Source organism: Ruegeria sp. J8, from assembly GCF_056531925.1.
Map to the genome: position 1 here is coordinate 446,893 of NZ_JBQFMR010000001.1, position 24,896 is coordinate 471,788.

General features: G+C 60.2%; 25 protein-coding genes. 3 read left to right on the forward strand and 22 right to left on the reverse strand.

The window, feature by feature from the left end:
• Nucleotides 1-23 precede the first annotated feature (23 nt).
• The 13 genes from lpxC to ACR0L1_RS02105 all read right to left on the reverse strand — a co-directional run bounded on the left by lpxC (nucleotide 24) and on the right by ACR0L1_RS02105 (nucleotide 12,581).
• Nucleotides 24-944: a UDP-3-O-acyl-N-acetylglucosamine deacetylase gene (lpxC, locus tag ACR0L1_RS02045; RefSeq protein ID WP_170769222.1), complete on the reverse strand. Its 921-nt coding sequence runs from the start codon at nucleotides 942-944 to the stop codon at nucleotides 24-26.
• 213 nt (nucleotides 945-1,157) lie between these two features.
• A complete protein-coding gene (gene ftsZ, locus ACR0L1_RS02050; protein WP_480856895.1) occupies nucleotides 1,158-2,756 on the reverse strand; it encodes a cell division protein FtsZ in 1,599 nt (532 codons plus the stop codon).
• 350 nt (nucleotides 2,757-3,106) lie between these two features.
• Nucleotides 3,107-3,520: a hypothetical protein gene (locus tag ACR0L1_RS02055; protein WP_331252066.1), complete on the reverse strand. Its 414-nt coding sequence runs from the start codon at nucleotides 3,518-3,520 to the stop codon at nucleotides 3,107-3,109.
• Nucleotides 3,507-4,841, reverse strand: coding sequence for a cell division protein FtsA (ftsA, locus tag ACR0L1_RS02060; protein WP_170769828.1), 1,335 nt, complete (start codon nucleotides 4,839-4,841; stop codon nucleotides 3,507-3,509). The genes ACR0L1_RS02055 and ftsA overlap by 14 nt, the downstream gene beginning before the upstream one ends.
• Before the next feature lie 8 nt (nucleotides 4,842-4,849).
• Entirely contained in the window at nucleotides 4,850-5,851 is a 1,002-nt protein-coding gene (locus ACR0L1_RS02065) for a cell division protein FtsQ/DivIB (protein WP_170788331.1), read from the reverse strand.
• Complete coding sequence (locus tag ACR0L1_RS02070) at nucleotides 5,839-6,762, reverse strand: D-alanine--D-alanine ligase (protein ID WP_170769218.1); 924 nt, start codon at nucleotides 6,760-6,762, stop codon at nucleotides 5,839-5,841. Before ACR0L1_RS02070 ends, ACR0L1_RS02065 begins: the two co-directional genes overlap by 13 nt.
• Before the next feature lie 102 nt (nucleotides 6,763-6,864).
• The gene (gene murB, locus ACR0L1_RS02075; RefSeq protein WP_170788330.1) at nucleotides 6,865-7,791 is read right to left on the reverse strand and encodes a UDP-N-acetylmuramate dehydrogenase; all 927 of its coding nucleotides are present in this window, start codon (nucleotides 7,789-7,791) and stop codon (nucleotides 6,865-6,867) included.
• Between the two features lie 45 nt (nucleotides 7,792-7,836).
• Entirely contained in the window at nucleotides 7,837-8,091 is a 255-nt protein-coding gene (locus ACR0L1_RS02080) for a DUF2484 family protein (protein WP_480503162.1), read from the reverse strand.
• Nucleotides 8,088-8,336, reverse strand: coding sequence for a DUF2484 family protein (locus ACR0L1_RS02085; RefSeq protein ID WP_170769215.1), 249 nt, complete (start codon nucleotides 8,334-8,336; stop codon nucleotides 8,088-8,090). The genes ACR0L1_RS02080 and ACR0L1_RS02085 overlap by 4 nt, the downstream gene beginning before the upstream one ends.
• A 72-nt stretch (nucleotides 8,337-8,408) precedes the next feature.
• Nucleotides 8,409-9,818, reverse strand: a complete 1,410-nt coding sequence (gene murC / locus ACR0L1_RS02090) for a UDP-N-acetylmuramate--L-alanine ligase (RefSeq protein WP_480503163.1) — start codon at nucleotides 9,816-9,818, stop codon at nucleotides 8,409-8,411.
• Entirely contained in the window at nucleotides 9,815-10,906 is a 1,092-nt protein-coding gene (locus ACR0L1_RS02095; RefSeq protein WP_480856899.1) for a UDP-N-acetylglucosamine--N-acetylmuramyl-(pentapeptide) pyrophosphoryl-undecaprenol N-acetylglucosamine transferase, read from the reverse strand. Before ACR0L1_RS02095 ends, murC begins: the two co-directional genes overlap by 4 nt.
• On the reverse strand, nucleotides 10,906-12,069 hold the full coding sequence (ftsW, locus tag ACR0L1_RS02100; RefSeq protein ID WP_170788327.1) for a putative lipid II flippase FtsW: 1,164 nt from the start codon (nucleotides 12,067-12,069) through the stop codon (nucleotides 10,906-10,908). The genes ACR0L1_RS02095 and ftsW overlap by 1 nt, the downstream gene beginning before the upstream one ends.
• Before the next feature lie 155 nt (nucleotides 12,070-12,224).
• Nucleotides 12,225-12,581 (reverse strand): cupin domain-containing protein, encoded by a 357-nt coding sequence (locus tag ACR0L1_RS02105; protein WP_170784119.1) that lies wholly within the window; start codon nucleotides 12,579-12,581, stop codon nucleotides 12,225-12,227.
• Nucleotides 12,582-12,718: 137 nt separating this feature from the next.
• Between ACR0L1_RS02105 and ACR0L1_RS02110 the strand changes: the two genes are divergently transcribed.
• The gene (locus ACR0L1_RS02110) at nucleotides 12,719-13,897 is read left to right on the forward strand and encodes a BaiN/RdsA family NAD(P)/FAD-dependent oxidoreductase (RefSeq protein ID WP_480856901.1); all 1,179 of its coding nucleotides are present in this window, start codon (nucleotides 12,719-12,721) and stop codon (nucleotides 13,895-13,897) included.
• 23 nt (nucleotides 13,898-13,920) lie between these two features.
• Here ACR0L1_RS02110 and ACR0L1_RS02115 read toward each other — a convergent pair whose 3' ends face one another.
• From ACR0L1_RS02115 to mraZ, 9 genes are all read right to left on the reverse strand, one after another.
• Complete coding sequence (locus tag ACR0L1_RS02115) at nucleotides 13,921-14,295, reverse strand: glycine zipper family protein (protein WP_170769209.1); 375 nt, start codon at nucleotides 14,293-14,295, stop codon at nucleotides 13,921-13,923.
• Between the two features lie 105 nt (nucleotides 14,296-14,400).
• Entirely contained in the window at nucleotides 14,401-15,801 is a 1,401-nt protein-coding gene (murD, locus tag ACR0L1_RS02120) for a UDP-N-acetylmuramoyl-L-alanine--D-glutamate ligase (RefSeq protein WP_480856904.1), read from the reverse strand.
• A 150-nt stretch (nucleotides 15,802-15,951) separates the two neighbouring features.
• A complete protein-coding gene (gene mraY, locus ACR0L1_RS02125) occupies nucleotides 15,952-17,034 on the reverse strand; it encodes a phospho-N-acetylmuramoyl-pentapeptide-transferase (RefSeq protein ID WP_480503166.1) in 1,083 nt (360 codons plus the stop codon).
• A gap of 24 nt (nucleotides 17,035-17,058) precedes the next feature.
• Nucleotides 17,059-18,453: a UDP-N-acetylmuramoyl-tripeptide--D-alanyl-D-alanine ligase gene (locus ACR0L1_RS02130; protein WP_480856906.1), complete on the reverse strand. Its 1,395-nt coding sequence runs from the start codon at nucleotides 18,451-18,453 to the stop codon at nucleotides 17,059-17,061.
• A complete protein-coding gene (locus ACR0L1_RS02135; protein ID WP_480856907.1) occupies nucleotides 18,450-19,931 on the reverse strand; it encodes a UDP-N-acetylmuramoyl-L-alanyl-D-glutamate--2,6-diaminopimelate ligase in 1,482 nt (493 codons plus the stop codon). Before ACR0L1_RS02135 ends, ACR0L1_RS02130 begins: the two co-directional genes overlap by 4 nt.
• Before the next feature lie 22 nt (nucleotides 19,932-19,953).
• Entirely contained in the window at nucleotides 19,954-21,741 is a 1,788-nt protein-coding gene (locus ACR0L1_RS02140; protein WP_480503169.1) for a peptidoglycan D,D-transpeptidase FtsI family protein, read from the reverse strand.
• Nucleotides 21,738-22,106, reverse strand: coding sequence for a cell division protein FtsL (gene ftsL / locus ACR0L1_RS02145; protein WP_170769203.1), 369 nt, complete (start codon nucleotides 22,104-22,106; stop codon nucleotides 21,738-21,740). The genes ACR0L1_RS02140 and ftsL overlap by 4 nt, the downstream gene beginning before the upstream one ends.
• Nucleotides 22,103-23,095, reverse strand: a complete 993-nt coding sequence (gene rsmH, locus ACR0L1_RS02150; protein WP_480503171.1) for a 16S rRNA (cytosine(1402)-N(4))-methyltransferase RsmH — start codon at nucleotides 23,093-23,095, stop codon at nucleotides 22,103-22,105. The genes ftsL and rsmH overlap by 4 nt, the downstream gene beginning before the upstream one ends.
• Nucleotides 23,096-23,099: 4 nt before the next feature.
• On the reverse strand, nucleotides 23,100-23,603 hold the full coding sequence (gene mraZ, locus ACR0L1_RS02155; protein ID WP_170769201.1) for a division/cell wall cluster transcriptional repressor MraZ: 504 nt from the start codon (nucleotides 23,601-23,603) through the stop codon (nucleotides 23,100-23,102).
• A 270-nt stretch (nucleotides 23,604-23,873) separates the two neighbouring features.
• On the opposite strand from mraZ, the gene ACR0L1_RS02160 reads away from it, so the two are divergent.
• Both ACR0L1_RS02160 and ACR0L1_RS02165 read left to right on the forward strand, forming a co-directional pair.
• Nucleotides 23,874-24,209, forward strand: coding sequence for a hypothetical protein (locus ACR0L1_RS02160; protein WP_480856910.1), 336 nt, complete (start codon nucleotides 23,874-23,876; stop codon nucleotides 24,207-24,209).
• 304 nt (nucleotides 24,210-24,513) lie between these two features.
• Nucleotides 24,514-24,741 (forward strand): DUF1127 domain-containing protein, encoded by a 228-nt coding sequence (locus ACR0L1_RS02165; RefSeq protein ID WP_170769200.1) that lies wholly within the window; start codon nucleotides 24,514-24,516, stop codon nucleotides 24,739-24,741.
• Nucleotides 24,742-24,896: the final 155 nt, after the last annotated feature.

The window sequence follows — 24,896 nt, forward strand, 5'->3', positions numbered from 1 at the left end:
AATTGTACGCAGAGTTGATCCAATCAGGCGACAGCCGGGATTTCGTCCCAGATCAGGCCCTGACCGGGCAAACGCGCGGCTTGTTCGGCCGTGCACAGGATCGGTCGCACTGCGCCTGGCGTCTCGAAGAGGGTGCGCAACAATGTGTTGGTCAACGAGTGGCCGGACTTGTCGCCGGTGAAACGACCCAGAATCGGACCGCCCGCGAGGTAGAGATCCCCCAACGCGTCCAGCATCTTGTGGCGCACAGCCTCATCTGCGCGACGGAACCCGCCCGGCGTCAGAACCTCGTTCCCCTGAACCACCACGGCGTTTTCTAGCGTGCCACCCAGAGCCAGACCGTTTTCGCGCATCGCTTCAACATCTATGCGACGGCAGAAGGTGCGGCAATCGCTGAGTTCCCGCGCAAACGATCCGTTGCGCATGTCTAGCGTTTTGGTCTGACGGCCAATGGCGCCATCTTCAAAGTCGATGTGGAAGTCAATGATCAGACCGTCCGCAGGCGCAATCGACGCACTGGCCCCCTCACGCGAGGCAGTAACGGGCTTGAGCACCTCATAGGCCAACACCGGGCTGGCCTGACGGCGCACACCTTTGGTCATGATCCCGCGTACAAATTCGATCGAAGACCCATCCATGATCGGCACTTCGGGACCGTCAATCTCGATCAGTGCGTTGTGAACACCACAACCCGCCAGCGCTGCCATGATATGTTCGACCGTCGATACCGACACACCCGCCTCGTTCACCAGACGCGTACACAGCGGGGTCCGCTCCACCACGTCGTAAATCGCAGGGATCAGCGCATTGCCCAGATCAATATCCGTCCGTTTGAACCAAATGCCATGACCGGCGGCTGCCGGTTTGAGAACCATGTTTGCAGGCTTGCCGCTGTGCAGCCCGACACCGGTAAACGTGATCGGAGATTTGAGCGTATGTTGCAATGTGGGCCTCGGTGAGTGGTGTCCGGCCTGCTTTAGCCGTGTTGGGCATTCAGTTAAGGAACGCAGGCGAAAGGCTCAACTCACTCTTTGTAACCGAATGAAACATGAATGTAACAGATCGGCAAAACCCTGCTTACATCAGGGCATGCCGTTGTTTTGAAATGAAAAAGGGCCGCCACTAGACGACCCTTTTTACGTATTTTGTTACCGCGATCAGTTGGCTTGACGGCGCAAGAAGGCCGGAATTTCGATCCGTTCCTGCTCGGGATCGGCCTGATCATGGGCCGGAGCCGTGGCGTCAGACTGGCGCATCACGGGCTGCTGACGCTGCGGTTGGGCCGGTGTATCCGCCGCATGACCGGTCATCCGGTCGATCAGACGGTTGAAGCCAAACCGCGGGCGATCCGCCTCGGATTGCGGCGCTGGAGCGGGCTGCGGACGCGATGCCATATGGCTGCGATCCCCCGTTGGGACGTTCTGTACAGCGGCTTGCAGACGCTGCAATGCTTCGGGCGACGGAGTGCCTGCTGCAGGCTGAGGCTGCGGCGCATAGCTTTCCGGAGCAGGCTCAACCGGCTCGGGCGTCGGCTCGAATTCGGCGACACGTGGCTGATAAGCCGGAGGCGGCAGGTCATCATCGTCCTGTTCAGCCTGAGGTTGGAAACGGGGCTCGGATGGCTCCTCTGTCGCCTCGAACAGCGACGGTTCACGCACGGGCTCGGCCTCAATCGGTTCGGCAACCGCTGCCGGGGCTTCTTCTTCAGCCGCTTCTTCTTCTGCTGAAACCGTGCGGGTCAGCGGAGCCGACATCGAACGGCGCGCAACCGGCACGTCCTCGGATTTCTCAGTGGCGTCGATGCCAGTGGCCACGACCGACACGCGCATGCCACCTTCCATTGCGGTATCCAGTGTCGAGCCGACGATGATGTTGGCCTCGGGGTCCACTTCCTCGCGGATGCGGTTGGCGGCTTCGTCCAGTTCGAACAGGGTCAGGTCGTGCGAGCCGGTGATGTTGATCAGCACGCCTTTGGCACCCCTGAGGCTGATCTCGTCCAGCAGCGGGTTGGCAATCGCCTTCTCGGCGGCTTGAACCGCGCGATCTTCGCCAGTGGCCTCGCCAGTGCCCATCATTGCCTTGCCCATCTCGTCCATCACGGCGCGCACATCGGCAAAATCGAGGTTGATCAAGCCCGGACGCACCATCAGGTCGGTTACGCCTTTAACGCCCTGATACAGAACGTCATCGGCCATCGAGAATGCCTCGGTGAATGTTGTCTTTTCATTCGCCAGACGGAACAGGTTCTGGTTCGGGATAATGATCAGCGTGTCGACAACCTTTTGCAGCGCTTCAACACCGTCTTCGGCCTGACGCATCCGCTTGGCCCCTTCGAACTGGAAGGGTTTGGTCACAACACCCACCGTCAGAACGCCCAGCTCACGCGCGGCCTGCGCGATGATCGGAGCCGCACCCGTACCGGTGCCACCTCCCATACCGGCAGTGATGAAGCACATATGGGCGCCTGCCAGATGATCGACGATCTGCTCGATGCTCTCTTCGGCGGCAGCTGCGCCAACGGTCGGGCGCGCCCCTGCTCCCAGACCTTCGGTGACTTTCACGCCAAGCTGCACACGCGCCGAGGAATGGCTTTGCTGCAATGCTTGCGCATCAGTGTTGGCGACGACGAAATCCACGCCATCCAACTCTTTTTCAATCATATTATTGACGGCGTTACCACCTGCGCCGCCTACGCCAAATACCGTAATCCGAGGCTTCAGTTCATCGTGCCCGGGCATCGAAAGATTCAATGTCATGCTTCTGTCCGCCTGTTTATATGCTCCGCCAACGCGGTGTTTTTCTTACCTATCCTTAAACAATCCTACCGACCGAAACCGCAAAGGTCACGCCAAAAATCGTCAGACTCCACAAAATATGGAGGAATTAAGGCATTGCCCGCCGGTATTTCGTATTGTTTGCCAGATGTTGCGGAATGAACTCAATCCAGCACAAAACATACCCCTGCACGAGGGCCGCAGGCGGTTGCGCGGACTGCGATTGAATCGTTTTTTTAGGGTGCGGAAACCTGCTCGGGTCCTCGCATAGGGCCTCTGACGGGCCTTGTGGATATCTTGCTGGATTCGACGCCTCTCCGCAAGGGAATTCTTCAACCAATAGGAGTACTTGGACAATTCAGACTGTCGTCCGAGATGCTACGCACCTCTTGAATTTCACCGTTCGTAATTTCCGCCAAACGCACCATCAGACGATCATTGTAGACAAACGGCCACCAACACACGGGGAGGCCATCAGGATCGTCGTCATATAGGAAACAAACCTTACCATCAGGGGTGGTAATCTGACCGTAGACACAACCTCTACCCTCCATCCGCCAGACTGAGAGACTCGGACTCAGGAACTCTTCGGTGCCGACCAGGCCACCGCCGGGCAGAAGATGGAATCGGACCGTCTTGCCTTGCACTGCATCCAGAAACGCCTCGGGCGTTATCAGGGTCTGCGCGCGGACAGACGCCGGAATCGCGGCAACCAGCGCCGCGATCAGGAGTTTACCAATTGTCACGGAACCAGCGCACGGCGCGTTTGAACGGGCGTGCGGCATAGGTATCGACGGGAATCTCGAAATCCCACCATTCATCCTGCGGATGCGCCGCAAACAGGCTGAGCCCCACCACGGATGAGAATCCTGGCCCCGTCGCCGATTGCGGCAAACCATGTACGCGCAATGGGCGGCCCAAACGCACGCGCTGGCCCAGGATCCGAGTTGCCAGCCCATCCAGCCCCATGATCTGACTACCGCCACCGGTCAGAACGATCTGTTGGCTGGGCAGATGGTCGAACCCAGCGGCGTCTAGACGAATGCGGACTTCCTCGAGGATTTCTTCGACTCGGGGACGCATGATGCCGATCAACTCGGCCCGGCTGACGGTGCGGCGGTCATGTTCCCAATCGCCGGTATCGCCACCGATGTCGATCAGGTCGCGGTCATCTGCCCCGGTCGCGTGAACGCCGCCGTTGAAGGTCTTGATCCGTTCGGCCACATTCGCAGGTACGCCAAGACCCATCGAGATATCGCTGGTCACGTGATCCCCACCCATGCGCACGCAATCGGCGAAAATCATGTGCTTTTTCATGAAGATGGACACGCTGGTCGTGCCGCCGCCCATGTCGATACAGGCCGCGCCCAGCTCTTGCTCATCCTCGACCAGCGCAGAAATCCCCGACACATAGGCCGAGTTCGCGATCCCTGCCAGTTCCAAGTCACACCGCTTTATGCAGCGCACGATGTTCTGGATCGCAACCGCATCCACGGTCAGCATATGCATATCGACGGCCAGCGACTGCCCCATCTGGCCACGCGGATCAATCAAACCCGAGCGGTTGTCCAAGGCAAAATTCACAGGCTGCGCGTGCAACACTTCGCGGCCGGCACCATAGTCAGGGACATCGCAGGCGTTCAGCACCCGACCGACCTCGGCCTCGCTGACCACCTGCCCTTCCAGATCGACCTGCGCATCCAGACCGTAGGACCGAGGGTTCGCGCCAGAGAAACAGGCGATCACATGATCGACACGAATTTCGGCCATTTTCTGCGCCGCTTGCAGGGCGGTTCGAATGGCCCGTTCGGTTTCCTGCATCGCGGTGACTTCACCGAATTGCACCCCACGCGACCGAGTCGTCGCCGCGCCGATCACCCGGAACCCGGTCTGGCCGGCCAGTGACCCGATCCCGCTATCTTCATGCAGACGACCAGCACCGTCGAACCGCAGCACAAGGCAGGAAATCTTCGAGCTGCCAACATCCAGAATGGCCACGACACCGCGCTGCATTGCCTGCCTGCGCATCTGCCGCATGGCCCGTTGGGACTGATAAAGATCGGTCATCATGGTCGTTACTGCCTGCTACTCACATCGGTTTTAGTACCCCACCAGTCGTCGCTGGCGGCTTTGGTCATTCGTATCGTCGGACGCTGGCCGAGGCGCATGTCCACAACGGCCACGTCACGTTCCAACAGGTCCTGCACTTCGTTCACCGCCAACACATGCTCCAGCGCACGCACGGGACGTTCGGTGGGCAACATGATGCGCTGGCCGCGATCCAGAACCAAATCCCAGCGGCGCTCGCCTATGCGTACCAACCCGCGCACACGCGCACCAAGGCTGCGGGCGGTTGTCAGAAGTTGCAGTGCCTCGTCGACATGCCCATCCGCGCCTTTACCTGCAATTAGTGGCAGATGCGCATGATCCTTGCGCGAGGCGATTCGTTCCACATGTGCGCCGGTTTCGTCCAGCAACTCGGTCCCGCTGCGGGTGCGCCAAACCACGACGGGCTGACGCTCGACCACATCCACCTGCAAGATACCGCCGGGGCGGATCCGAACGGTGGCGGATTTAACCGGATCAAGCCCGGTAATCGTGTCGCGGATCTGTTCGGCATCCAGGTCCCAGGAACTGATCGGAAAATCCAGCGGCACGACCTCACGGATATCTTCGGACAGGTTGGTGCCTGCCCCGTCGATCGCCATAAGATTGACCATGAATTCTGGTCGCTGCTGGATCGAGGTCTTGATGTCGTTGACATAGGCCACAACGGCCTCACGCCGATCTTCAGCACTGAAATAGAGCGTAGTGGCCGCGCAGACTGCAAACACAGGCAGGCCGTACTTCAACCCGCGCCGAATACTCGGTGTCAGCATCCAACGTTGTATACGGTAGCTCAGCCGCGATGGCGCCGGATCGAACCTCTGCGATTTACGGCCAAACAGCTTAACCCCGCCCAGCCGCAGCTTGGGCTGCGTATCGTGCCGTTCGCCCGATGCAAAATCAGCATCAGGGCCGGACGGCTGCGTGGTCCGACGAATGACGGGGGCACGGGTGGCTCTTAGCGGTCGCATGAGGCGTCCTCCACCATCCAGGCGCAAAGCTGTCCGAAACTCATGCCGCAATGCTCGGCCTGTTCGGGCACCAGCGAGGTCGGTGTCATGCCCGGCTGGGTGTTGGTTTCCAGCAGGAACAGACCGTCCGCACCCATACTGTCATCCCAGCGGTAGTCGGTGCGGCTGACACCCCGACACCCCAAGGCACTATGGGCCTTCAGTGCATAGTCCATGCAGCGGTCAAAGATATCCTGCGGGATGTCGGCAGGCAGCACATGCCACGAGCCGCCGGGCTTGTACTTGGCGTCATAGTCATACCAGCCGCCATCGGTCATGATCTCGGTCACGGTCAAGGCGCGGTCGCCCATCACGGTAACAGTCAACTCGCGCCCTGCGATGTATTTCTCGACCATCACATGATCTGGCATGTCGTCGGACAGACGAGGCGGGCAATTCGCACCTTCCGAGACAATATAGATCCCAACGCTGGAACCTTCGTTGTTCGGTTTGGCCACATAGGGCGGCTCCATCGCGTGGGATGCCGCGACCTGTTGCTTGGGTAGGATCACGCTGGGAACGATCGGCAAACCTTCGGTCTGGTAGATCTCTTTGCTGCGTTGTTTGTCCATCGCCAAGGCCGAGGCCAGCACCCCGGAATGCGTGTACGGAAGGCGCATCCATTCCAACAAGCCCTGCACACAGCCGTCTTCTCCCCAGCGCCCATGCAGCGCGTTGAAAACCACATCTGGCTTGATTTCCGACAGGCGCGCAGAAAGGTCGGGACCCGCGTCCAGTTCGACCACTTCAAAGCCTTCTCCCCTTAGGGCGGCTGCGCATTCGCGCCCGCTGCTGAGAGACACCTCGCGTTCCGCCGAGGGGCCGCCCATCAATACCGCCACTTTGGGGTGTGTCCTGCTCGACTTACCCACTTAGCGCCTCAATGTCCCCGGACCTTATGTGGTGGTCCGTACTGCGTTTATGCCTTTGATCCGTCGCCTGAATTTGCCTGTTTTGGTCTGACGGTTGGGGCTTTATTCTTTCAACGGATCTCCGACCCGCATGATTTCCCACTCTAGCGTGATGCCGCTTGTTTCGTAAACCTTTTTTCGCACCTCTTCGCCCAGACCTTCAAGGTCAGCGGCAGTGGCACCGCCAGCGTTGATCAGGAAATTGGAGTGCTTCTCGCTCATCTGTGCGCCACCTTTGGTGGCCCCGCGCATTCCGGCATCGTCGATCACTTTCCACGCCTTCAGATCATGCACGTCATCCGCCCGTCCGGTCGAGGAAAACCCAGCTGGGTTGCGAAAGGTCGAACCTGCGCTGCGGTCTTTTGTGGGTTGGGTCTCATCGCGTTTTTGCAATTGCGCCGCCATCCGGTCATGCAGCGCTTGTGGATCACCCGCGGGTCCCTCGAACGTGGCCGAAATCAGCACCGCCCCATCGGGCAAATCCGACTGGCGATAGCGGAAGTTCAGGTCCTGCGGCGTCAGGTCCACGACCTCGCCCTGGCGCGTGACAATGGTGGCTCTGCGCAGCACATCCGCCGTGTAGCTGCCATAGCAGCCCGCGTTCATCCGCACCGCCCCACCGACCGAGCCCGGAATGGTCCGCAAAAACGTGAGGTCCACCCCCGCATCTGCCGCTTTGCGCGCCACATGCGCATCCAGCGCCGCGGCACCTGCTGTAACGGTGTTACCTGCGATCTCGATCCCGTTGAACCCGCGCCCTAGCCGGATCACCACGGCGCGCAAGCCGCCATCCCGGACGATCAAGTTTGACCCAACACCCATGGGGAACACGTCGAAATCTGCGGGCAGGTCGCGCAGAAACCCTTTCAGATCGTCGATATCCGCAGGTTGGAACAAGTAATCTGCTGGACCGCCGACACGAAGCCATGTCAGGTCGTTCAACGCTCGGTTCTGGGTCAGCTTGCCACGGGGTTCTGGAAGAGATGTCATTCGGGTTCCTTCGCGGATTTACTTCCTCCGCGCAAGCCGTATCTGTCACTGAGCCGAACCGAGCATCCGACGTATCCAGCGCCCCAGATAAATCACCGGCCAACGCAGCACGGACATAGCCATCGCCAGCACCAACAGTCCGATCCACGGGCCGTTCTGCAAGGTGACATAGCCCAATATCGGAATCCCCACCGCAATCAGGACATAGGCGCGGGTCCAGTGGTTGTCTTTGCTGGGGATCATCGCCAGCACATTCGCGGCGATTCCCCACAACGCAGCCAGAGCGATTGACCAATTCATTCCTGAACCTCCTGCCCGGTCCAACGGTGCCAGTAGTGGCGGATCGGTCTACGGAACATGGATGCAAACCCCGCGAAGGCCAGCACTGAAACGAACCAGCCGAAATCATGGCCCAACCAGACGATCAGCGCAGGGGCACTGACGAACAGCACAACACCCGGCGGAAACTGCAGGCGCAACGGCAACATCGCCACGATGGTCGAGGCAATCACCCAAAGTCCCGCAAACACCACTGAATTTACCATGCGCCCCTCCGAGGACGTTGTTTCGCGGCTGCAAACGCTCAAATCAGTCGAGCGTCAAGTTGGTTCCCTGCGTCACACAGCTTGTTTACGTTGCAAACGGTCCGGCAAACCGTTGGCCCAGGCGCTGATTGTCCCGGCCCCGAGGCAAACGACCATGTCACCGGGGCGGGCTTGTTCGCGGACCAAACGTTCCAGATCGTTTTCATCCAGCAGAGCACGGGCGTGGCGGTGACCGTGGCGGATCAGGCCCTGCACCAGATCATCGCGGGATGCACCCTCGATCGGGTCTTCACCCGCAGCGAAAATATCAGCGATTGCGACCACGTCGGCGTCGTTGAAACAGGTGCAGAAATCCTCGAACAGGTTCGACAGGCGCGAATAGCGGTGCGGTTGGTGAACGGCGATCACACGCCCATCACTGGCTTGGCGTGCGGCTTTCAGCACGGCGGCAATCTCAACCGGGTGGTGGCCATAGTCGTCGATGATGGTAACACCATCGACCTCGCCGACCTTGGTAAAGCGGCGATTGACGCCACCGAAATTGGCCAGCGCATCGCGGATTTCAGCGGTTTTCATGCCCAGATGGCGGGTCACAGCCACAGCGGACAAAGCGTTCGAGACATTGTGGTCGCCGGGCATAGGCAGTGTGCAGCCCTCGATCACCGTGTCTTCGTATTGAAGTTGGATATCAAAATGCGCGACGCCGCCCTTATAGGTCAGGTTCACGGCCCGCACATCGGCCTGCGCGTTGAACCCATAGGTGCGCACCCGGCGGTCGCTGATGCGGCCCACCAGCGTCTGCACCTCGGCGTGGTCGGTGCAGCACACAGCCAGACCATAGAAGGGCAGGTTCGAGACGAACTCGTAAAAGCCGTCCCGCAGCCGGTCGAAATCACCCCAATGCTCCATATGCTCGGGGTCGATATTGGTGACGATGGCAATAGTCGCAGGCAGGCGGTTGAACGAGCCGTCGGATTCGTCGGCCTCGACCACCATCCATTCACCCTGTCCCATCCGCGCGTTGGACCCGTAGGCATGGATGATGCCGCCATTGATCACGGTGGGGTCGAAATCGCCCGCCACCATAAGCTCAGCCATCATGGTGGTCGTGGTGGTCTTGCCATGAGTTCCGGCGATGGCGATGTTGGATTTCAGGCGCATCAACTCGGCCAGCATATCGGCGCGGCGCACCACCGGCAGGCCCTGCGCGCGGGCGCCGTCCAATTCAGGGTTACCCGGCTTGATCGCGGTGGAGACCACAACGACGGCTGCGTTTTCAAGGTTTTCGGCGCGCTGGCCCACGAAAATCTCGGCCCCCAAACCGGCCAGACGGTCGGTGATCTTGGAAGCTTTCAGGTCCGAGCCTTGCACCCGGTAGCCCAGATTCAGCAGCACCTCGGCAATGCCCGACATCCCAATTCCGCCGATGCCAACGAAGTGGATCGGCCCTACGTCTTGCGGCAGTTTGGTGGCTGGATTCATGGGGTCTCCTTCTGCGCCAGCTCTTCGACAAGGTGAACCAGACGCTCGGTCGCGTCCGGGGCTCCGGTCGATAGGGCGGCACGGGCCATCTTTTGTGCGGCCTCGGGGTTTGTCAGAACGGCGGTGATTTGCTCGGTCAGCGCGGCAACGTCAAGCAGGTTTTCGGGGATCATGATCGCGCCACCCGCCTGCACCAGCCCGCGCGCATTGGCGGTTTGATGGTCGCCCGCAGCGGCGGCAAAGGGGACAAGGATCGAGGGTCTCCCGATGACCGAGATATCGGCCACACTGGACGCGCCCGAGCGGCTGATCACCAGCTGCGCATCGGACATGCGCCGAGGTACATCATCGAAAAAGGGCAGAACCTCGGCCCGGATGCCATGGTCGGCGTAAAACGCGGTGACGCGTTCGCCGTCTTCGTCGCGGGCCTGATGCGCCACGCGGATATAGGCACGCAGGTCTTCCGGCAGCGCCGCAAGCGCGCCGGGCACCACATCACTGAGGATACGCGCACCCTGGCTGCCACCCATCACCAGAACTGACATCGGGTAGTCTCCGGGCGGGATATAGCCTGCCGCGGCACGTTCCAGCACCGCGCCGCGCACCGGGTTGCCGGTATGGACGCCCTTTGCGCCGTCGGGCAAATCCGTGGGCCAGACCCCGCAGGCCACCTGCGCCACGCGCTTGGCAAACAGCTGGTTCACCCGACCCAACACGCCGTTCTGCTCATGGATCATGCGCGGAATGTTCAGCAGCATCGCGGCCCCCAGCGCCGGGATCGAAGGATAGCCACCGAAGCCAACCACCACGTCCGGGCGGTCGCGCATCATTTGCATCGCCATGCTGGTCACGCCGCCCGCGATCTTTGGCCCGACCAGCGCCTTGGTCGCCAGCCCGCCACGCGCGAAAGTGGCCGAAGTCGCCTCAACAATCTCGGTCGAATGCGGAAAGCCGCCGGTATAGCGCGCACCGCGCGCATCAGTGGACAGGCGCACGCGCCAGCCTTTCTGCAGCATCGCCTCGGCCAGCGCCTGCGCGGGGAACATGTGCCCCCCGGTGCCGCCTGCCGCGATCAGAAGATAAGGCATCAGCCGCGACCGCGTAGAATGTCACCCAGCTCACCCTGCGGGCGGGTTCGGGTGAAGGCCAGCAACATGCCCACGGCGATGCCGCCCGCAATCAGGGACGAGCCGCCATAGCTGACGAACGGCAGCGTCATGCCCTTGGCGGGCAACAAGCGCACCGCCACGCCCATGTTGATCATCGCCTGAACGCCGAACATGCAGGCCAGACCGGTGCCTGCCAGACGGATGAACATGTCACGCTCGCGCATCAACCGCAGCAGCGAGCGCACGACGATCAGCGAATAAAGCGCGATGATGATCAGCACCAGGATCAGCCCATACTCCTCGGCCGCGACAGCGATGATGAAATCGGTATGCGCATCGGGCAAGGACCACTTCACCTGCCCCTCCCCCACGCCAACGCCGAACAGACCGCCTTCGCGGATCGCGTTGGTGGCATAGCCAAGCTGCGTGGTCGGATCGACCTCTTGGTTCAGGAAACCGTCAATGCGGCGGGCAAAGTGTTCGGAATTCGAATAGGCGAACATGCCGCCCAACACGACGGCCCCCGCCATGCCGACCAGCAACAGCATCGGCGCACCGGCGACGAAATACATCACGCCCCAGCCAAACAGGATAAGGCAGGCCTGCCCGAAATCCGGTTGCAGCACCAGCATAGCCACAATCGCCATACAGAGCGCAAAGGACCACAATCGCCCCGGAGGGCCGTTAATCTCTTGCGAAGCCGCCAGCAGCCACGCAGCGACAACGATGAAGCCGGGCTTCAGAAACTCAGAAGGTTGCAGCGAGGCAAATCCCAGCGAATACCAGCGCACTGCGCCCTTGCCGAAATCTGTCCCGAAGACCGGCAGGAAAGCCAGCGCCACAAACGCGCCCAGAAAACCCAGTACCGCCAAACGTCGCACCAGTGTGGGCGACATCATCGAGGTCAACAGCATCGCCACCAGCGCCAACCCGCCAAAGAGCGCCTGCCGTTCGACATAGTGGAACGGATCGAACCCGTTGCGCCCAGCCAGCGGCGGCGATGAAGCCAGCCCCAGCAACAAGCCAATGACAAACAGGATCAAAACGCAGGACATGGTCCAGCGATCAATCGTGCGCCACCACTTTGGTAGAATCGGTTCGCCGCGCGTGTCCTGGACCGCGCCATACACCATCTCAGTCATGAGATACCGCCACTCTCTGCCTCGTTCACGCCCCGTTTTCGGGGTCTGATTGAGACTCTACAGCGGTTTTGCCGTTTGGGCTAGGGAAATAAGGGAAAGATAGGAAAATCTCCGCTTAGCGCGGAGACGCCAGCAGATCGGCAAAACGACCAGTGTCACAGCCTTGGCTTGGGTGCCGCGGGCTGGTCGGAATCGCCCGAATTCGGCTCTCCCTTCGGTTCGATCAGCAGCACCTTGACCTCGCGCTCTGCACGCGGACGGTGCACGACACCTGTGGGAACCACAAAGATCTCTCCGGCCCGCACGGTTTGCGAGGGCTGGCCTTCGATATCCATGATCATCTCACCCTCGAGCACCAGAAAGAAATCATCGGTGGTGTCATGTTTGTGGAACGGAAACTCGCCCTGAAATTTCACCACCATGACGTCATTCTGGTTGTAGTCGGCGACGACATGCGGGTCCCAATGTGTTGAGAATTGCGCCAGCTTTTCTTGCAGGTTGATCGGGTTCATTTCGGTTCCATCGGGTGTGCGGTGACAGGGAAATATCCCATATCATTCGAGAACTCGCAGGCGATTTGCAAGCCTGCACGGATCAACACAGCGTATGGGGCCTTGTCTTTCGCTCTGATCCAAGCCATCCCCCGCGCATGAGCTATGACACGATCATCCTGGGTGCCGGTGCTGCTGGCATGATGTGCGCGGCCAATTGTGGCGGGCGGGTTCTGGTGATCGACCACGCCAAGGCGCCGGGTGAGAAGATCCGCATCTCGGGCGGTGGGCGATGCAATTTCACCAATATGCATGCGGGGCCGGGCAATTTCTTGTCGCAGAACCCTCATTTCTGCAAATCCGCGCTGGCACGGTACACGCAGTGGGATTTCGTTGATCTGGTTGGTCGCCATTGCATCGCATGGCACGAGAAAACGCTGGGGCAGTTGTTTTGCGACGGCTCGTCGAAGCAGATCATCCAGATGTTGCTGGATGAGATGGCGCGCGCCGGGGCCGAGCTGTGGGTGCAAACTAGTCTTCGCGATCTGCGCAAGACCGAAGCTGGGTTCGCGTTGGAGGTCGAGCGGGAAGGCCAGCGTCACGACCTGACCTGCCGCAATCTGGTGCTGGCTACCGGTGGCAAGTCCATCCCCAAGATGGGCGCGACCGGGCTGGCCTATGACATCGCGCGACAATTCGGCCTGCGGGTCACGGATACCCGCGCGGCGCTGGTGCCCTTCACCTTCTCGGATGGCCGGTTCAAAGAGCTGTCAGGCGTGTCCGTACCTGCGCGCCTGTCGAACGTGCGCACCAGCTTTGATGAGGCGTTGTTGTTCACCCATCGTGGCCTCAGCGGACCGTCAGTGCTGCAACTGTCGTCCTATTGGCGTGAAGGCGAGGCGATCTGCGTCAACCTGATCCCGGGCTTGCCCCTGTTCGACCTGCTACGCGATCAGCGTCAGGTCGGAGGGCGCAAGGCCCTGACCACCGAACTGGCACGCCACCTGCCCGCACGATTGGTGGAGTACCTGAAACACCACCTTCCGATGAATGGAAATCTGGCCGATCAATCCGACGTCGCCCTGACCGATCTATCAGCAGCTCTGTCCGACTGGCAATTGACCCCCTCAGGCACCGAAGGCTATCGCACCGCCGAGGTCACTTTGGGCGGGATCGACACAGATGATCTGTCGTCCAAAACGATGGAGGCCAGGGATGTCCCCGGCCTCTATGCGATTGGTGAAGCAGTGGATGTCACGGGGTGGCTGGGCGGCTATAACTTCCAGTGGGCGTGGTCCTCGGGCCATGCTGCCGGAACCGCCATTGCGGCGCATTAGCCAACACATCCAATGGCGCGGCCCTAGCCGACGACGTTGTACCCGCGTCCACGCATGCAGTTGCGCACGATGACTTCCTGGTTCTGAGTATTGCTGATCGCACTGGCCCCTGCACCGACAATGGCACCAGCAACTGCCGCGCGGCCAAGATCACTGGCGCTGTCGTCGATGATAGCCTTGGTGCCAGCGACACCCGCCGCACCGATCGCCGCAGCCCCTGCCGTGTTACCATCCACTACTGGCTGAGACCGGGCCAACGCCTGACATTGGGCCAGATCCGCGTTGTAGTTCGGACCCACAGGCCCATCGACCACGGGCTGGTAATTGGCCCCCACATTGGTGCAGGCCCCCGCAACAAGCAGAGCGGGCAGGATCAAAGAGACTTTACGGTAGGACATAATCTTAACCTCACATTGAATTTGGTGGCACGCAAAACCAAAAATGCTGGTGCGTCAAGCAGATGGCACCGCAGCTTGGCGCAACCGGCGGTCTATTGCAAATCCTTAGTCCGCCAGCCGCTTCTGCACCTCTGCCGTGAAGTCGTCACCTCGTTGTTCAAAATTGTCATATTGGTCGAAGCTGGCCGCCGCCGGGGCCAACAAGACCGTCTCACCCGGTTGGGCATCGGCGAAGGCCTGCGCCACGGCTGCGCCCATGGTGGTGCAAACCTGCGCCACAGTCTCAAGCTGCATGGCAAAACCAGCAGCCTCACGCCCGATGACGTAGGCTTTGACAACATGGTCTTTCGCGCCGTTCAGGGCATCGAGCCCGCCCTCCTTCTCAAGCCCGCCGCAAATCCAGCGAATCTTCTTGAACGCGCGCAACGCCTTGAGCGCACTGTCCACATTGGTGGCCTTCGAGTCGTTCACATAGGTCACACCATTCGCTTCGGCGATGATCTGACTACGATGCGGCAAGCCCGGATAGCTGTGTAGCGCATCTTCGATCACGCGCGGGGCCAGCCCCAACGCGCGGCACGCTGCATAGGCGGCACAGGCGTTTTGATGGTTATGGGCACCCGGCAGACCCTTGATCTCACGCAGGTCAATCGCGCCGGTTTGGCGGCCTTTGCGGTATTCCGAAAGAAACCCCTTGCGCGCAAAAACCTGCCACCCCGGCCCCGTCAGCTTGCGCGTGACCGAAATCCGCATGACCCGGTCATCCGCGGGCCCCTCGGCCAGTTGGCCTGCCAGAAACGCACCTTCTTTCTCATCCACTCCGATCACCGCGCGGTCGGGCCCGCCTTCGGCGAACAGGCGGCGCTTGGCCGCGAAATAGCCGCCCATCCCGCCATGCCGATCAAGATGATCGGGCGACAGGTTGGTAAAAACCGCCACATCCGGCGTCAGCGCACGCGCCAGTTCGGTCTGATAGCTCGACAGTTCCAGCACGACGACCGAGCCATCGCCCCCCGGCTCGATATCCAGCACACCGCGCCCGATATTGCCCGCCAGTTGCGTTTCTCGCCCGGCCGCAGTCAGAATATGATGGATCAGCGCGGCGGTCGTTGATTTACCGTTCGACCCGGTGACCGCTATGACCCGCGGAGGGATGTCGTAATTGTTCCACTCCGGCCCGGCGAAAGACCGAAAAAACAGACCGATATCATTGTCCACCGGCACTCCGGCCTCCAATGCCGCCGCAACAACCGGGTTCGGCTCAGGGTAGAGATGCGGAATGCCGGGGGAAACGATCAGGCTCACGATATCGTCAAACGCACCTTGCCGCCGCAGATCAGCGCAAGTGAACCCCTCGGCTTCGGCCTTTTCTCGGGCTGCTGGGTTGTCATCCCAACAAATCGGTTCAGCCTTGCCGGCCAGCAGGGCCCGCGCGGTCGCCAACCCGGATCGCCCTAGCCCCAGAACTGCAATTTTTTGTCCTGAACACCCTTTGACCGGGATCATGCCGCCCACCTTCTTCTGCCGCCAAATGCGCCGCCACACTGCGCAGAAGAAACCAGCATTGGCAAGAGACGCAAAAGGCTCGCGCGTCAGCGCGAGCCGGGCCCAACTGGTGGCAGGCGGGCCGCAGGCCCTCCGAACCAGGCGGGAGCGTTACCGGACCTTCAGCGTCGCCAACCCGATCATCGCCAGGATCAGCGAGATGATCCAGAACCGGATCACAATCGTCGGCTCAGCCCAGCCTTTTTTCTCATAGTGATGATGGATCGGCGCCATCAGGAACACCCGTCGCCCAGTCCGTTTGAAATACAGCACCTGAATGATAACACTCAGCGCCTCGACCACGAACAGGCCGCCAACAACAGCCAGCACCAGTTCGTGCTTCGTGGCCACTGCTATCGCCCCCAAAGCACCGCCCAAGGCCAACGACCCCGTGTCGCCCATGAACACCGCCGCCGGGGGTGCATTGTACCACAGGAACCCAAGTCCCGCGCCGAAGAGCGCCGAGGTAAAGATAAAAATCTCGCCAGTCCCCGGCACATAATGCACGTCCAGATATTCGGTAAAGTCGACCCGCCCAACCGCATAGGCAATCACACCCAAAGTCGAGGCTGCAATCATCGCAGGCATAATCGCCAACCCGTCCAGCCCGTCGGTTAGGTTCACCGCATTCGCAGCCCCCACGATCACAACAATCGCAAACGGGATATAGAAAATACCCAGATTAACCAGCGTATCCTTGAACACCGGCACCGCCAATTGGTTCTGTAACGCCTCTGGGTGGTGCAGCGTTGCCCAGACCGAGGCCAGCACTGCAATCAACACGCCCAAAGCCAAGCGCATCTTCCCTGATACGCCCTTGGTGTTCTGTTTGGAGACCTTGGCGTAATCATCCGCAAAGCCAATCACCGCATATGCCAAAGTCACGAACAAAACCATCCAAACATAGGGGTTGTCCCACCGCGCCCAGACCAGCGTCGACGTGACCAGAGCACCCACGATCAGCAAGCCCCCCATCGTTGGCGTTCCCGCCTTGGAAAAATGTCCCTCGGGACCATCGTCACGGATCGGCTGACCCTTGCCCTGCTTGCGACGCAGCACATTGATCAGCGGTTTGCCGAAGATAAACCCAAAGATCAGCGCTGTCATAAAGGCACCACCCGCACGGAAGGTGATATAGCGAAAGAGGTTAAAGAAATCCCCGCCATCCGATAGGCCGGTCAACCAATAGAGCATCCTAGTACCTTTCTGATGAGGCGATCATGGCTCAAGCGCGTTCCCTTGCCCCATTTCACGCAGCCCGTCAACAATCCGTGCCAATGCCATACTCAGCGAGCCCTTGGCCAGAACTACATCCCCCGACCGGATCAGGTCAGGCAGCTTGTTGGCCATCTCGGCGCTTGTTTCCGTCCAAAGCCCGCGCTTGTCGTCGGGCAGCGCGTCGTGCAACGATTTCATCAGCGGACCAATGCAATGCACTTGATCGACCTTGGCCATCGCCGCAACATCTGCCATAGCCGCGTGCATTGGCAATTCCTGCGCACCCAGCTCTTTCATGTCACCCAGAAACGCGATGCGGCGGGAACCTTCGGCGGCTGCCAAAACGTCCAACGCCGCTGCCATCGAGGTCGGGTTGGCGTTGTAGCTGTCGTCCAGCAGCTCAATCTGACCACCACCAGCCAACGCGATTTGCTCGCGCACGCCACGGCCTTTGACTGGGGACCAGCGGCGCAGACCGGCAATCGCCTTGTCCAGATCGACCCCCATCTCGACGCAGGCCGCCAGAGCACCCAGGGCATTCATCGCAAAATGCGTGCCCGCCGATTGCACGTCGAAACGGACGGCGTCACCGCCCACCTGAGCCGTCGCGTGAACGGAGTCTGCGCTCTGCTCAACATCCGTGAGAATGTAGTCTGCCGCCGCGCGCCCAAATTCCACAATGCCGGCACCACAGCTTTGTGCTGTCTCACGCAAGATACCCGCATGTTCAATATCAGCATTCACGATGGCTGCCCCACCGGGTTCCAGCCCTTCAAAGATCGCAGCTTTTTCATGGGCGATACCGGCCACCGAGTCGAACGCTTCAAGATGCACGGCCGCCACGGTCGTCACCAGCGCCACATGTGGGCGGGCCTGTAGGGCCAGAGGCGCAATCTCTCCGGGATGGTTCATGCCGATCTCAATCACTGCAAATTCGGTGTCGCGCGGCATCCGCGCCAAGGTCAGCGGCACGCCCCAATGGTTGTTGTAGCTGGCGACGCTGGCGTGGGTTTTGCCCTGCGTTTCCAAAATATTGGCCAGCATTTCCTTGGTCGAAGTCTTGCCCACACTGCCCGTCACACCCACCACGCGCGCATCGGTGCGTGCGCGGCCTGCCCGGCCCAACGCCTCCAACCCGGCCTGTACATCGTCGACGATCAGCAACGGCGCATCCGCGGCCACGCCATCGGGGATGCGGGACACCAAAGCCGCCCCTGCCCCCTTTTCCAACGCCTGCGCCACGAAGTCATGCCCGTCCCGTGCCGCCTTTAGCGCCACGAACAGGTCGCCGGGTTGCAAGGTTCGGGTGTCAATCGACACGCCGTTCACAGACCAGTCACAGGTGACGCGCCCGTCTGTAGCATCAGCGGCCTCAGCCGCAGTCCAGAGCGTCATGCCACCCTCCCGTCCAGCGCGGCCACGCTGATGCTGGCCTGTTCCACATCGTCAAAGGGCAGAACCTGATCGCCGACAATCTGGCCGGTTTCATGCCCTTTGCCCGCAATCAACAAAGCATCCCCCGGTTGCAACGCGTCTACGCCGCGCAAAATTGCCTCGGCCCGGTCGCCCACCTCAGCCGCCTCAGGCGCGCCCAACAAAACGGCGGCGCGTATGGCGGCCGGATCCTCGCTGCGGGGGTTGTCATCGGTGACAAAAACCACGTCGGCATGGTTTGCAGCCGCTTGCCCCATCAAAGGTCGCTTGGTCGCATCGCGATCGCCACCTGCGCCAACGATGGCAATCAACCGCCCCATCACATGCGGGCGCAACGCCTTGAGCGCAGTGGCCACAGCGTCAGGCGTATGGGCATAGTCGACGAACACCGCCGCTCCATTGTGGCGCGTCGCCGCAAGTTGCATCCGGCCCCGCACGGTTGTCAGATGCGGCAAAGTTTCAAAAACGCGCTCAGGGTCCTCGCCGCCCGCGATCACCAGACCACAGGCCAGCAGGATATTTTCAGCCTGGAACCCTCCGATCAGGTTCAAGCGAGTTTGGAACACTTTGCCTTGCCATGAGAACCGCAAATCCTGCCCGGTCGCGTCAAAACGCTGGTTCATCAGGCACAGATCTGCATCGCCCAGCCCAACGGTCAGAACCTCCTGTCCGCGCGCCTTGGTGATCTTGCGAACTTCGGCCCCCTTGGGGTCACTCATATTGATCACGACGGTGCCGTCTTGCGGCAGCACCCGGTCGAAGAGACCAGCCTTGGCGGCGAAATACGCCTCGAACGTTTCGTGATAGTCCAGATGGTCCTGCGTGAAGTTCGAGAACCCTGCAGCCACTAGATGCACTCCGTCCAGACGGCGCTGTTCTAACCCGTGCGAGGACGCCTCCATCGCGGCGTGGGTCACGCCATTTGCGGCCGCCTCAGCTAGACAGCGATGCAGGGTGATCGGCTCGGGCGTGGTGTGGGCTAGCGGGGCGGTCCATGCGCCCTCGACCCCGGTGGTGCCCAAGTTGACGGCGGCGTGGCCCAGTTCCATCCAGATTTGGCGCACGAATGTGGCGACCGAGGTTTTCCCATTGGTTCCAGTTACGGCCACAATGGTCTGCGGCTGCGCGCCGAACCACAGCGCCGCACATCCAGCCAGCGCCTGACGCGGGTCTTCAACCACAACCAAAGCCGCATCTGATGCGGCCAGTTCATCGGCTGCAATCTCGGCCCCTTCGGCATCCGTCAGGATCGCTGCCGCGCCCATGCGCAGGGCGTATTGGATGAACTCTCCGCCATGGACCCGCGTGCCCGGCAAGGCAGCGAACAGAAAGCCCTCCTGCACCTCGCGGCTGTCTACGGCCAGACCGGTGATTTCGGGATTCGCGCCTCCGCGTGCGGTCAGGGCCAGTTGGCTGAGTGTTTTTGTTCTTGTGCCCATGCCCTACCCTTTGCCGGACGGTCTAATTTGAGGTGAGCGTTATAGCAGCGCGCGCCTCAGGCTCAAGCCGGGGACGAAGGCCCAGCAAGGGGGCGACACGTCCGATCAGTTCCGCAGCAACCGGAACGGCTGTCCACCCTGCCGTACGGCGCTTCTCGCCGTATGCCACGATTGAAGGTTCATCCAGCGTGACGATCAGCACGTATTTCGGATCATAAGCTGGAAAGATCGTCGCAAAGGTCGAGATCACTTTGTCATCGTAGTACCCACCGCGCGGTTTGGGCTTATCGGCGGTGCCTGTCTTACCCGCAACGTCATAACCAGCCACATCGCCAAAGCTGGCGGTGCCATCTGTGACCACCTTGCGCAACATCTGCTGCGCCTGGCGCGCCGCACTGTCAGACATAATGCGCGGACCGTACTGAGGCCCATTGCGCCGCAAGATCGTCGGGCTGACATAGTGCCCGCCATTGGCAATTGCCGCATAACCCGCCGCCAGATGCATCGGGCTCGTCGACAACCCGTGGCCATAGGAAATGGTCACAGTGCTAAGTTCGCCCCATTTCTTGGGTTTCAGCGGTTCGCCACCTGCGGCCTCGACAATCTCAAACGGGGTGGGCTCGAACATGCCCAGCGCCTTGAGGAACTGTTGCTGCCGCTGCGCGCCGATCTGCAAAGCCAGCCGTCCCGTGCCCCGGTTCGAGCTGTGGACGATCACATCCGCAACGCTGATCTCCCCATAGTTCTTGCCGTTGAACTCGCCAATCGGGAACCGCCCGATCCGCATTGGTCCGGACGTGTCGATGATCGTGTTGGAATTCACCAAGCCAAGCTGCACCGCCTGAGCCGCCGTGAAAATCTTGAAGACCGAGCCCAGCTCGTACACGCCCTGCACATAGCGGTTGAACAGCGGACTGTCCGAAGGATCGAACCCCGAGGTCGGCGGGCGCGGTCGGTCATTGGGATCAAAAGACGGTAGCGATGCAGCTGAGACGACCTCGCCCGTATGAGCGTTCATCAGAACGGCGGACGCGCCCTTGGCGTTCATGATCTTCATGCCGCCATACAGAACCTGTTCGACCGCCGCCTGTACCGTCAGGTCCAGCGACAGTTGCAGCGGCTTGTTGCCATTGGCAGGGTTGCGCAGATAGTCGTCGAATTGTTTCTCGACACCAGCCACACCGATCACCTCGGCGGCGCTTACGCCTTCGCGCCCAAAGCCCGAGCCACCCAGAATATGCGCGGCCAGCTTACCGTTTGGATAAAGCCGCATCTCACGCGGGCCGAACAGGATACCAGGATCGCCGATGTCATGCACAGCCTGTTTCTGCTCGGGCGAGATCCGTTTCTTAATCCACAGGAATTTACGGTCGCCTGTGAAGTCCTTGATCAGGCGTTCTTTTTCCAGATCAGGAAAAATCGCCACTAACTGGTCCGCAGCCGCCACCGGGTCAATCATCAAAGGCGGCTGGGCATAGACAGAATAGGTGTCCAGATTGGTCGCCAGAATGCGCCCTTCACGGTCAACGATATTGGCGCGCTGCATAGCAATTGCAGCACCGGGGGCACTGGCCAGCGGTTCCTGCGCCTCGGAGGTGGCGAGCATCCCCATGCGAAAACCAACGACCGAAAAGGCGCAGAAAAAGAACAGACCCAGCACCAAAAGGCGCCCTTCGGCCCGCGCACGGGCGCGGTCTTTCATGTCTTCGTGACGCTGGCGGATATTCTCGCGTTCGATGGCTTTGGGGTTCTCACCCTTGGCGCGGGCGTCGAGAATACGGGCCAGAGGACGGAGGGGCGTACGTGTCATGGAATCTGCACCTCGCCCAGTGCCTGAATATTGGTGATCGCTTCCAACTCAAAAGGATCAACACCCGGCAAGTCCGGGTCTTCGGCGTAGGAGACCTGGTCGGCGCGCCCAAACTGCTCGGCACGCAAGGGCAACAGGCCCAAGCGCTCAAAGTTCAAGTCAGCCAGTTCGCGAAGGCGGTCCGGACGGTTTAGATAGGCCCATTCGGCGTTCAACACCGCCAGACGTACCTGCGCCATACCGATTTCACGCTGCAATTTCTGCGTTTCCTTCACCACCTGCTGGGTGCGGTAATTTTCCTGATATGCCCACAAGGCCAGCCCAAAAACCGAAAGTGCGGTCAATACATACAATATGCTTTTCATTTTGCCTTTCCCCCAAGTTGCGGCATCCCAATGGCGCGGGCTTCAATTTCCCCCGCCGGAGCCTCAGTCCGTACCGCCACGCGCAGCTTGGCCGAACGCGCGCGCGGATTTTCTTGCAATTCCTGCTCGTCCGGCCCCACCGCCTTGCGCGTTTTCAGCGTGAATTGCGGCAGCTCCTGTTCCATCTCGGGCGCATAGCGGTTGGCGCGCCCGGTTTTACCCGCCCGCGACTGAAAGAACCGTTTGACCATGCGATCTTCGATGGAATGAAACGTCACCACGGCCAGCTGCCCGCCGGGCTTTAACGCCCGCTCGGCAGCCATGAGGCCTTGAAACAGTTCCTCGTATTCTGCATTCACCGCGATCCGCAGCCCCTGAAAGCTGCGCGTCGCCGGGTGCGACTGCCCCGGCTTGGGGCGCGGCAGGCAGGATTCGATGATCTCGGCCAAACGAAGGGTCGTCGTGATCGCCTCCTCCGTACGCGCCTTGACAATGGCCTTGGCAATGCGGCGGCTGGCGCGTTCTTCGCCATAATGGAACAGAATATCGGCCAGTTGCGCTTCGGTTGCGGTATTGACCAGATCTGCAGCGCTTTCGCCCTCCTGGCTCATCCGCATGTCCAGAGGGCCGTCCTTCATGAAGGAAAAGCCCCGCTCGGCCATATCCAACTGCATGGAAGACACGCCCAAATCCAGCACGACGCCATCCAGATCCTGCGCATATTCGTCCATGCGCGAGAATACACCGGCCTGCATCACCAGCCGGTCACCATAGTCGCCCGCCCATTCGGCTGCCATCTCAAAGGCCAGCGAATCACGATCAACGCCGATGACCTTGTCAGCCCCGGCGTCCAGCAGACCGCGCGTATAGCCACCCGCACCGAACGTCCCATCCAGCCAGACGCCCGAAACAGGAGCCACAGCCGCCAGCAATGGGCGCAACAGAACAGGGATATGAGGCTTCTCGGACGAGGGAGTAGCGCCGGCCATGCCGTTACGCGTCCCCGGCGCCGTCTAGGAATTCCAGCGGATCGAAATCGTCCGGCTGATCATCCAACCACTCTTCGGCGGCGGCGAGTTCCTCGGATTCGTATGTTTCCGGCTTCCAGATTTGGAATGTATCGCCCGCGGCGATAAAGAAGGCCTCGCCCTCGAGACCGATTTTGCTGCGCAGCTTGGCCGGCAGCACCAGACGTCCGGTTTCATCCACGGTTGTTGGAAAGGACTGCCCGTGGAACATGCGCTGCAACATCTTCCGCTGCATCGACCCGCGCGGCAAAGCGTCGATCTTGGCATCGACCTCGTCGATCGCCTGCATTGTATAGCATTCCAGAAATTTGCGGCGATGGTCGCCGTAGACGATCACCAGCTCAGGTGTGTCACCGGGCTGCCAGTTCGGATCAGAGGATTCAAGCACGCGGCGAAACGAGGCCGGGATCGAGACCCTGCCTTTCGTATCCACCTTGTGGTGGCTTTCACCTCTAAACCTGCGCGCCAAGACGACTGTCCCTTTCGCTTGCGCCCCACTTGAACTTCGCGTTCCCCCCGGATGAAAAACGGCGGGTTGATCTGCTGCCACTGATCAACCCGCCGCATTGGCCCGCTGAGCGGGAAGTCCAGCTGCGCGCGCCACCTGGGGGGATGTCTGCTCGCCCGCGCGCCGGATCTCTTGAATGATGAAAGCGAGATGCCTGTATGAAACCTGTATTTTATTGGTTCGGGGTCGTTTGGTGCCCCATATGCCTCGTCCTCATCGGATAAATAAGGGATGCCATGGGAATTTATGGAAAGCAATGAAAAATTTCTCTGTAATATTGGTGATTCTAAAGTCAAACCTCAAAATTCGAGATCAAACAAAAGATGTAACCACAATATGTTGTTAGAATTACCCATGAAACGCCAATATATATACATTCCAGCGCATTTCCCTGAATTCCCATTAATTCCCAAAAAACTTTCCTATCAAGCAGGAATTCAAGGAAATCGGCATTTAGGCAACAGATTTTCGGGACGAATCGATGGCGATGAATCGCAGGCTTTCCATAAGATCCGTTGGGCAAACAACGCTTCGCCCATGAATTCCCATGCCCTTCTGGGGCAATAGTTCAGCAGCGCGACTACAAAAGCATCGCTAAACGGATGCACAAATTTCGGAAACTCCGCACAAAGATTTCGCAGAAAACCCGCATCAAGGATCAAGCTGACATTTCTTCCGAAAAGTGTAAAAGCTGAAAACCTTTATTTTTAAGGCACTTTCTTCCCTAAAACGCCAACCGGTTGATATCCATGCATTTGCTGCATAGCGGCATTGACGACGCGAACCATTGTGCAATCGCAGCATTTGCCTATTTTCAATCTCAAGCAAACGCCGGAACGCCCGGCAACACGGAAACACACAGGTTTTACTCATGGCCGCAGCAACACATCAAACCGCGCTCAAAAGTTCACCGGCAACCGGCATGGCTTCATTGATCGACGCGGCAAAGATCCGGTTCGCGCGCTATCGCGTCTACCGTCGGACAGTGAATGAACTGTCCGAATTGTCGAACCGAGAGCTGGCTGATTTGGGCCTGCACCGCTCGATGATCCGGCGCCTTGCGCTGCAAGCGGCCGAAGAGCAATTCGCGCGCACTTAAGCGCAACCATATACCGAGATCAGGTCCTTCCTCCTCCCTTTAGGACCTGTATTTCAGCGGCGGCATCTCTCCTCCTCCCTGATGTCGCCGCAGATTATACCGGCCCTGAACGCCGGAACGCGATACACCGGGTTCTCCTCCTCCCTTTCCCGGTG